The organism is Bartonella sp. AP57NXGY, from assembly GCF_042195805.1.
In the GTDB taxonomy this organism is placed as follows: Bacteria; Pseudomonadota; Alphaproteobacteria; order Rhizobiales; family Rhizobiaceae; genus Bartonella.
This window is the reverse complement of sequence record NZ_JBHIOZ010000572.1, coordinates 1-642: the sequence shown is the minus strand read 5'-3', so window position 1 is coordinate 642 and position 642 is coordinate 1. Positions and strand designations below refer to the sequence as shown.

Sequence of the window (642 nt, the reverse complement as noted above, 5' to 3'; positions counted from 1 at the left end):
CGCACCTTGACTGCTCTGGAGATCAACATCCCCTTGGGTGCCAAGAACAACAACACCAGCAGCACCCGTTGCCGCCATATCAACCCCACCGGCTAAAAAATGAGCTTGTATATCACCACCGGCATGCGCCTTGAGATTCCCTTGCGCTAAAACAATCCCCTCAAGCTTCAAGTTTCCGCCCGATTCAAGAGCCATATCAGCACCTGACCCTAGCCCTGAAACTTGAAGTGTCTGGCGCGAAGACAGCTCCATATTGCCCCCAGAGGTTGCCTTACCGGCAATCGATAAAAGCCCATCCTGCGCCTCTATCTTCAAATGACCATCAGCACCAACCGTTTCTAACGTCACATCCTTATGGGCGGCAATATCAATATGCTTTTTCGAGGTGATGTGTTTTGCCAATACGCTCTGGCTTTTCGATTTGAGGACAACACCCCCATGACCAAAAACATTCTTCAACGAGATTTTCCCATCAGCAGAAAGATGCAACTGCCCCGCATTGGCTGCCATATCATGGCGCATGCGAACCCCAACACCTTTTTCTGTTGCCACAAGTTTTATTCTGTCCGCCTGTAGAGCCCCCAAAGCAGAACCATCTATCGCATATTCCGGTTTACCGGTAATATCGGTCAGTTCTTTCAT

1 protein-coding gene is annotated in these 642 nt (G+C 49.7%); it reads right to left on the bottom strand.

Features of this window, described 5'->3' with window-relative positions; genetic code table 11:
- Positions 1-642 (bottom strand): hypothetical protein (locus tag ACFIL8_RS12095; protein ID WP_375690024.1); only part of this gene is annotated, 642 nt, incomplete at both ends.